This window comes from Rathayibacter rubneri, from assembly GCF_023743255.1.
GTDB lineage: Bacteria > Actinomycetota > Actinomycetes > Actinomycetales > Microbacteriaceae > Rathayibacter > Rathayibacter rubneri.
Genome location: NZ_JAMRYM010000123.1, coordinates 1 through 8,281, shown reverse-complemented (window position 1 = coordinate 8,281; position 8,281 = coordinate 1). Strand labels below are relative to the sequence as shown.

Here is an 8,281-nt window from a genome sequence, read left to right as displayed (position 1 = left end):
GCGTAGGGTCGGCGGGTGCCCACCGACTCGACGCTCGCCTCCGCGCCCGCCCCCTCCCTCGGTCGCCGCGTGCTGCCGGCGCTCGCCGCCGCGGCCGCCACGGCGCTCGCGGCCCACCTCGCCAATCTGCTCGCGTTCTTCGTGGGCAACCAGCTGCAGCCGTCGTCGCTGCCGCAGGTCAACGCCTACTTCCTGCTCTCGAGCGCGCTCGCCTTCGTGGTCCTCGTGGTCCTCGGACTCGCGGGGCTCTTCGCGCGATGGTGGACCGCGGCGCTCGCGGGCCTGGTCGCGGGCGTCGTGGGCGCGCTGTTCGGCACCCTCGTGCAGGTCTCGGCCAGCGGCACCGCTCTCGACGGGACCGTCTGGATCTCGGTGCTCGACACGCTCGGCGGGCTCAACCTGATCCTCCTGGTGGCCTTCACCGTGGCCGCCGCGACGCTGGGCCGCCGCGTCCTGCGGTCCTCCGCGCCCGCCCGCGACGAGCGGCAGCCGGTCGAGCGCCGCATCGCGATCGTGCGGCAGCCGGCTCCGAACCTCGGCGACGGCGAGCTCACCCACCTGGAGCGCGTCCCTGTGGACCAGGCGAAGGCCGAAGCGCAGTGGGAGGAGTACGTCGACGCCCTCGAGGCCGCCGGCTGGGAGACGGTCCAGGCCGCCACGGCCGCGCAGCACGCCGACTCCGTCTTCGTGGAGGACGCGGTGGTCGTCTTCGGCGGCCACGCCGTCCTCGCCCGCTCGGGTGCAGAGTCGCGCCGGGGCGAGAGCGCCGGCGCCGAGGAGGCCGTCCGCGCCCTCGACCTGACCGTGCACCGCCTCGAGGATCCCGCCACCCTCGACGGCGGCGACGTGCTGAAGATCGGGCGCACCGTCTACGTGGGCCGGGGCGGCCGCACCAACGCGGAGGGGGTCGCGGCGCTGCGCGCGATCCTCCGGCCGCTCGGCTGGACCGTGGTGGCCGTCCCTCTCACGAAGGCGCTGCACCTCAAGAGCGCCGTCACCGCCCTGCCGGACGGCACCGTCATCGGCTGGGAGCCGGTCGTCGACGAGCCGAGGATCTTCCCCTCCTTCCTGCCGATGCCGGAGGAACCCGGCGCGCACGTCGTCGTGCTCGACGACGACACCCTGCTGATGGCGGCGTCCGCGCCCCGCAGCGCCGAGCTGCTCCGCGGCCTCGGCTACACCGTCGTCGCGGTCGACGTCTCGGAGTTCGAGAAGCTCGAGGGCTGCGTCACCTGCCTGTCGGTGCGCGTCCGCTGAACGGCGCGTCGGTCGGGCGTTCCGCGACGCCCGTCCGGGCCGGGTGGACACCTCCGCGAGACCGGGTATAGCCTGCAAGGCTGCCCGGAGCGACGCTCTGCGGCACTCGTCCTCTCCGGCGCCCGACCGCGCCCTCCGCTCCTCGCCGCGAAAGCACTCCTGTGTCCGCACCCGCCTCCCCGTCCGTCCCCACCACCGGTGACCGTCCGCGCCCCGGCACGCTGAAGGTCCTGCTGCGCCTGCTCCCGTTCGTCGGCGACGCGCTGCCCCGGCTCAGCATCGGCATCGCGGTCGCCCTCGTGGCGAGTCTCGTCTCGCTCGCGATCCCGATCGTCCTGCAACGCCTCGTCGACGGTCCGCTCGCCGAGGGTGCCGGATCCGCCGGCTCGGGCGACCTCGGTCCGCTGATCGGCCCGGTGCTCCTCGTGCTCGGACTCGGCGTGCTGGAGGCCGCGGCGATCGCGCTGCGCCGCCGCATGGTGCTCACCCCCAGCACCCGGGTCGAGGCTCGGATGCGCACCGCGCTCTACCAGCGCCTGCAGGATCTGCCGGTGTCGTTCCACGACCGGTGGCAGAGCGGGCAGCTGCTGTCCCGCGCGGTGAGCGACCTCAGCCTCATCCGCCGCTGGATCGCCTTCGGCTTCGTGCTGCTCGTCGTCAACGCCCTGACGATCCTCGTCGGCTTCGGCGTGCTCGTCTATTGGAACCCGATCCTCGGCGTCCTCTTCATCGTCTGCTCGATCCCCGTCTGGATCTACGGCTTCCTGTTCGAGAAGCGCTACTCGAGCATCGCGCGCCGGAGCCAGGACCAGGCGGGCGACCTCGCGACGACCGTCGAGCAGTCGGTGCACGGCATCCGCGTGCTCAAGGCGTTCGGCCGCGGCAAGCACGCCCTCGAGGGCTTCGCCGACCAGGCGGAGCTGCTGCGCGGCACCGAGATCGCCAAGGCGAAGGCCATCGCCGGCATCTGGCTGATCCTCCTGCTGGTCCCGGACGTGGCCTTCGCGCTGTGCCTGCTCGGCGGGGTGTGGCTCGCGGCCGACGGTCAGCTGAGCGTCGGCGAGCTGTTCGCGTTCTTCGCCACGGCGACCGTGCTGCGCTGGCCGGTCGAGTCGATCGGCTTCCTCCTCTCGATGACCTTCGACACGCGCACCGCCGTCGACCGCTACTTCGAGGTCATGGACAGCGAGAACACGATCACCGACCCGGCGGAGCCCGTCTCGATCGCGGACCCGCGCGGCCGGGTGACCTTCCGGGACGTCCACTTCCGCTACCAGGACGCCCCGGCCGACGCGGTCGACCTCCTCGACGGCGTCGACCTCGAGGTCGAGCCGGGCGAGACGATGGCGCTGGTCGGAGTGACGGGGTCGGGCAAGACGACGCTGACCGCGCTCCTTCCCCGCCTCTACGACGTGACCGCCGGGTCGATCGAGATCGACGGGGTGGACGTCCGCCGGATGCGCCGGGAGGAGCTGCGCTCGCACGTCGGCATGGCGTTCGAGGACGCGACCCTCTTCTCGACGTCCGTCCGCGAGAACGTGCTGCTGGGGCGCCCGGAGGCGAGCGAGGAGGAGCTGCTCGAGGCCCTCGAGATCGCCCAGGCGGGCTTCGTGCACGCGCTGCCCGACGGGCTCGACACGACGGTCGGCGAGGAGGGGATGAGCCTGTCCGGCGGACAGCGCCAGCGGCTCGCCCTCGCCCGCGCGATCGCCGCGCGCCCGTCCGTGCTCGTCCTCGACGACCCGCTGTCGGCGCTCGACGTCGACACCGAGGCGCGCGTCGAGGCGGGGCTGCGCCGCGTCCTCGGCGACACGACCGCGCTGATCGTCGCCCACCGGCCGTCCACGGTCGCGCTCGCCGACCGCGTCGCGCTCCTCGAGGAGGGACGCGTCACCGCCGTGGGCACCCACACCGAGCTGCTCGCGAGCAGCCCGCACTACCGCTTCGTCGTCTCGAGCCTCGAGGAGGACGAGCAGACCCGCGCGCCGGGCGCCGAGCGCGCCGGGTCCCGCCCCCGCACCGCGACCGCCGATCAGGAGGCGACCTCATGAGCACGCTCGGATCGACCGAGGAGCGCGACGACCTGACCCGCGCCGAGTCCGCCGAGATGCGCCGCCGCTCGCTGCGCCTCCTGGGCTCGCTGCTGAAGCCGCTGCGGCTGAGGCTGATCCTGACCGCGGTGGTCGTCGTCGTCTCGACCGCCGCCCAGGTGGCGGGTCCGGCCCTGATCGCGGCCGGCATCGACAACGGCCTGCCGGCGGTCCTGGCCGGCGACGCGACTCCGCTGCTGCTCACCGTCGGCGCGTACGTGCTCACGGGGCTCACCGGCGCGCTCCTGGTCGCCTGGTACACGGTGCTCTCGGCCCGGGTCAGCCAGGCGATCCTGATCGACCTGCGCAAGCGCGTGTTCCTGCACACGCAGAGGCTCAGCCTGGAGTTCCACGAGAACTACACCTCGGGGCGCATCATCTCGCGTCAGACGAGCGACCTCGACTCCATCCGCGAGCTGCTCGACTCCGGGATCAACCAGCTCGTGCAGGGCGCTCTGTACATGGGCTTCGTGGCGATCGCCCTCGTCTCGCTCGATCCGCCGAGCGGACTCGTGCTCGCCTGCGCCCTCGTGCCGCTGGCGATCCTGACCCGCTGGTTCCAGAAGCGGTCGCAGGCGCTCTTCCGCGGCACCCGCGTCGCGTCCTCCCGCCTGATCGTGCAGTTCGTCGAGACGATGACGGGCATCCGGGCGGTGCAGGCGTTCCGCACCGAGAAGCGCAACGAGTCGGTCTTCGGCGAGCTCGTCGAGCGCTACCGCGTGACCTACAAGCGGGTCTTCGCGCTGTTCGGCACCTTCGACCCGGGGCTCGTGCTGATCGGCAACGTGACCGTCGCCGTCGTGCTGCTGCTGGGCGGCATCCGGGTGCTCGACGGCGGGCTCGAGATCGGGGCGCTGCTCGCGGTCCTGCTCTACACGCGGCGCTTCTTCGATCCGATGGAGGAGATGGCGATGTTCTACAACTCCTACCAGTCGGCCGCGGCGGCGCTCGAGAAGATCTCGGGCGTGCTCGCGGAGGAGCCCGGCGTGCCCGATCCCGCGCGCCCGATCGATCTCTACGAGGCCCGCGGACGCATCGCCTTCGAGGGGGTGCGCTTCGCCTACACGGCCGACCGCGAGATCCTGCCCCGCTTCGACCTCGAGATCCCCGCCGGGCAGACCATCGCCCTGGTCGGATCCACGGGCGCCGGCAAGTCCACGCTCGCGAAGCTGCTCTCGCGCTTCTACGATCCGACCGACGGAGCGGTGAGTCTGGACGGCGTCGACCTCCGCTCGCTGCACCCGAAGGACCTCCGCCGCGCGATCGTCATGGTCACCCAGGAGGCGTACCTCTTCTCGGGCTCGGTCGCCGACAACATCGCGATCGGCCGGCCCTCGGCCGGCTACGACGAGATCGTGCGGGCCGCGGAGGCGGTCGGGGCGCACGAGTTCATCGTCTCGCTGCCCGACGGCTACGACACCGACGTGAACAAGCGCGGCGGGCGCGTCTCGGCCGGGCAGCGCCAGCTGATCTCGTTCGCGCGCGCGTTCCTCGCGGACCCGGCGGTGCTGATCCTCGACGAGGCGACCTCCTCGCTCGACATCCCGAGCGAGCGCCTCGTGCAGCAGGGGCTGCAGACCCTGCTCGCCGACCGGACGGCCGTGATCATCGCGCACCGGCTGTCGACGGTCGCGATCGCGGACCGCGTGCTCGTCATGGAGCACGGCCGCATCGTCGAGGACGGGACGCCGGAGGCGCTCATCGCGGGCGAGGGCCGGTTCGCCGTGCTCCACGCGGCCTGGCGCGACTCCCTGGTCTAGGTGCCGGCGGACCCGCTGGTCCGGGCTCCGGCGGGCGGACCGGTCCAACGGGCGGTCCGCACGTCGACGCGGTAGCCGCCCGCCGTCTCGACCAGCGGAGTGCCCTCCCGCTCGTACTCCACCCGAGCGCGGTCCTCGTGGCCGATCGGAGGGGCGCCACCGGAGCGGACGACTCGCCACCACGCGGTGCCGGAGCCGTAGCGGGCCATGACGGTGCCGACCGCCCTGGCGGCACGGGTCCCGAGGACCGCGGCGATGTCTCCGTAGGCCATGACGCGCCCGGGAGGGATCGAGTCGACGACGGCCAGCACGGCCGTGACGAAGTCGGGTGCGCCTCCGGCGTCCGGGTCGACCTGCTCGGACGACCCGTCGCGATCCCGAGGGGTCAGAGCGTCAGAGCCCCGATGTTCTCGCCGTACGGGGTCTCGCCGACGACCTCGAAGCCGACCCAGCGGAAGAACTGGTCGGGGCCGTCCTCGCCGGACTCCCAGATGACGGTGAGCGTGTCGAAGCCGCGGCTCCGCGCCTCGTCGGCGGCGGCACGGACGGCGAACGTGCCGACTCCGCGGCCCTGCTTCGCGGCGTCGATGTTGATGCGCCAGATGCAGCTGCGGAACTCCTCCGCGGCGTCCGCGTCGAAGTGCGCGTGGATGAAGCCCACGAGCTCGTCGCCGTCGAGGATCGCCCGCTGCCAGGCGGCCCCGGGGTCGATGACCGCGGCGGCGGCGGAGTAGGACACCGGCGCCACGAACTGCTCCTGGCCCGGTTTGAGGCTCAGTCCGTTGACGGCGGAGATGTTCGAGGCCGACAGCTCTTCCAGACGCAGTGCACTCATGCGGTCAATCTAGCGGGCCGGTCCTCCGGCGGCATCCTCCGGGCGGACGAGAGGCGCCGGCACGGAGCGGGCCGTCCCGGCAACTGTCTCGACGTCGAGACACTTCGCCCCTCGGGTAAGCTGGCGGAGGCCGTCTGACGCGGCCGAGAGCCGCCCGTCCCGCGCAGAGGCGGGGCGCTTCACGAGACCATGGGAGAGCAATGTCCAAGATCAAGGTTGAGGGAACCGTCGTCGAGCTCGACGGCGACGAGATGACGCGGATCATCTGGCAGAAGATCAAGGACACCCTCATCCACCCGTACCTCGACGTGAACCTCGAGTACTACGACCTCGGCATGGAGCACCGCGACGCGACCGACGACCAGGTCACGATCGACGCGGCGCACGCCATCCAGAAGCACGGCGTCGGCGTCAAGTGCGCGACCATCACGCCCGACGAGGCGCGGGTCGAGGAGTTCGGCCTGAAGAAGATGTGGAAGTCGCCCAACGGCACGATCCGCAACATCCTCGGCGGCGTCATCTTCCGCGAGCCGATCATCATCTCGAACATCCCGCGCCTGGTGCCGGGCTGGAACAAGCCGATCATCATCGGTCGCCACGCGTTCGGCGACCAGTACCGCGCCACCGACTTCGTCTTCAAGGGCAAGGGCACGCTCACCGTCGAGTTCACCCCCGAGGACGGCTCCGAGCCGATGAAGTTCGAGGTCTACAAGGCGCCCGACGACGGCATCGCCCAGGTCCAGTACAACCAGGACGCCTCGATCCGCGACTTCGCGCGCTCGTCGCTCAACTACGGGCTGACCCGCAACTACCCGGTCTACCTCTCGACGAAGAACACGATCCTCAAGGCCTACGACGGCCGCTTCAAGGACATCTTCGAGGAGATCTTCCAGACCGAGTTCAAGGAGCGCTTCGACGCCGCCGGCCTGACCTACGAGCACCGCCTCATCGACGACATGGTCGCCTCGGCCATGAAGTGGGAGGGCGGCTACGTCTGGGCCTGCAAGAACTACGACGGCGACGTGCAGTCCGACACCGTGGCGCAGGGCTTCGGCTCGCTGGGCCTCATGACCTCGGTCCTCTCGACTCCCGACGGCTCCGTCGTCGAGGCCGAGGCGGCGCACGGCACGGTGACGCGCCACTACCGCCAGCACCAGGCGGGCAAGCCCACCTCGACGAACCCGATCGCCTCGATCTACGCGTGGACGCGCGGACTCGCGCACCGCGGCAAGCTCGACGGCAACCAGGAGCTCATCGACTTCTCGCTCGCGCTCGAGGACGTCGTCATCAAGACGGTCGAGTCCGGCAAGATGACGAAGGACCTCGCGCTGCTCGTCGGCCCCGACCAGGGCTGGCAGACGACCGAGGAGTTCCTCGCGACGCTCGACGAGAACCTCAAGGCGCGCATGTCGGCCTAGCCGACCTCCGGCTCGCAGCACACGCTCCGGCTCGCAGGGATCCTCGGATCCTGCGAGCCGGACGTGTTCCTGCGGGCCGACGTGCTCCTGCGAGCGCGTCGAGGGCTGCGTCCCCGGTTCTCAGAGGACGCGGGCCAGCTGATCCAGCGCCGCCGACGCGTCCGGGCCCGACGGCATGAGCACGACGCTCGCGGCGCCGCCCGCGTGCAGCTCCGCGATCCGCGCGCGGGCGGACGACGGGGTCCCGACGACCGCCAGCTGGTCCACCCACTCGTCCGGCAGATCGCGGACGAAGGCCGCCCGATCGGCGCTCCGCTCCCGCAGTGCGCGGAACTCCGCGGCGAAGGGCAGCGGGTCGATGTGCGGCGCCCACTCCGGCTCGCCGATCCACTCGAGCCCGGGGCGCACGAGGTGGCGCGCGGCCGAGGCGTCGTCGTCGACGGCCGCCACGTTGTACGCGACGACCCGGCCGGACGTGCCGAGGTGCTCGCGGGCCGCGGCGAGGTACTCCGGAGTGACGGGCTCGGCCAGCACGGCGCCGTCGGCGATGCGGCCGGCCAGCTCGAGCGAGCGCGGACCGCGCACTCCGGCGAGCAGCGGCGGCACGACGGCGGGCGGCGTCTCGAGCCGGAGCGAGTCGACCGCGACGTAGCGTCCGTCGCGCGCCGTCTCGGCTCCCGAGAGCAGCGAGCGCACCGCGTCGAACTGCTCCTCGAGCAGGGTCAGGGGACTGGCCGGCCAGATGCGCAGTCCGCGCATCCAGTGCGGCATGCCGTGCCCGATGCCGGCGTGCACGCGGCCGGGGAAGAGCTCGGCGAGCGTGCCGAGCTCCATCGCGGTGAAGGCGGCCGCGCGGGCGGCGGCGGGCAGGATCCCGATGCCGACGACGATCCGCTCGGTCGCGGCGAGGACGGCCGCGGC

General features: G+C 72.1%; 7 protein-coding genes. 4 read left to right on the top strand and 3 right to left on the bottom strand.

Annotated elements, in window-relative coordinates; all coding sequences use genetic code 11:
* Positions 1–15 precede the first annotated feature (15 nt).
* From ddaH to NB037_RS17510, 3 genes are all read left to right on the top strand, one after another.
* Entirely contained in the window at positions 16–1,257 is a 1,242-nt protein-coding gene (ddaH, locus tag NB037_RS17520) for a dimethylargininase (protein ID WP_308202086.1), read from the top strand.
* Positions 1,258–1,418: 161 nt separating this feature from the next.
* Complete coding sequence (locus NB037_RS17515; RefSeq protein ID WP_251948067.1) at positions 1,419–3,308, top strand: ABC transporter ATP-binding protein; 1,890 nt, start codon at positions 1,419–1,421, stop codon at positions 3,306–3,308.
* On the top strand, positions 3,305–5,107 hold the full coding sequence (locus NB037_RS17510) for an ABC transporter ATP-binding protein (RefSeq protein WP_251948065.1): 1,803 nt from the start codon (positions 3,305–3,307) through the stop codon (positions 5,105–5,107). Before NB037_RS17515 ends, NB037_RS17510 begins: the two co-directional genes overlap by 4 nt.
* On the opposite strand, the gene NB037_RS17505 is transcribed toward NB037_RS17510, so the two are convergent.
* Together NB037_RS17505 and NB037_RS17500 are read right to left on the bottom strand one after the other, a co-directional pair.
* Positions 5,104–5,418, bottom strand: coding sequence for an MGMT family protein (locus NB037_RS17505; protein WP_251948063.1), 315 nt, complete (start codon positions 5,416–5,418; stop codon positions 5,104–5,106). The genes NB037_RS17510 and NB037_RS17505 overlap by 4 nt on opposite strands.
* A gap of 74 nt (positions 5,419–5,492) precedes the next feature.
* Entirely contained in the window at positions 5,493–5,942 is a 450-nt protein-coding gene (locus NB037_RS17500; protein ID WP_251948061.1) for a GNAT family N-acetyltransferase, read from the bottom strand.
* Positions 5,943–6,142: 200 nt separating this feature from the next.
* Between NB037_RS17500 and NB037_RS17495 the strand changes: the two genes are divergently transcribed.
* Positions 6,143–7,360, top strand: coding sequence for an NADP-dependent isocitrate dehydrogenase (locus NB037_RS17495; protein ID WP_055787536.1), 1,218 nt, complete (start codon positions 6,143–6,145; stop codon positions 7,358–7,360).
* A gap of 120 nt (positions 7,361–7,480) precedes the next feature.
* On the opposite strand, the gene NB037_RS17490 is transcribed toward NB037_RS17495, so the two are convergent.
* The coding region (locus tag NB037_RS17490; RefSeq protein WP_251948059.1) for an LLM class flavin-dependent oxidoreductase at positions 7,481–8,281 on the bottom strand (801 nt) is incomplete at its 5' end.

Bases quoted from the DNA above. Each gene is read 5' to 3' on its own strand.
- NB037_RS17500 (WP_251948061.1), bottom strand. From the start codon at position 5,942: ATGAGTGCACTGCGTCTGGAAGAGCTGTCGGCCTCGAACATCTCCGCC.
- NB037_RS17510 (WP_251948065.1), top strand. From the start codon at position 3,305: ATGAGCACGCTCGGATCGACCGAGGAGCGCGACGACCTGACCCGCGCC.
- NB037_RS17495 (WP_055787536.1), top strand. From the start codon at position 6,143: ATGTCCAAGATCAAGGTTGAGGGAACCGTCGTCGAGCTCGACGGCGAC.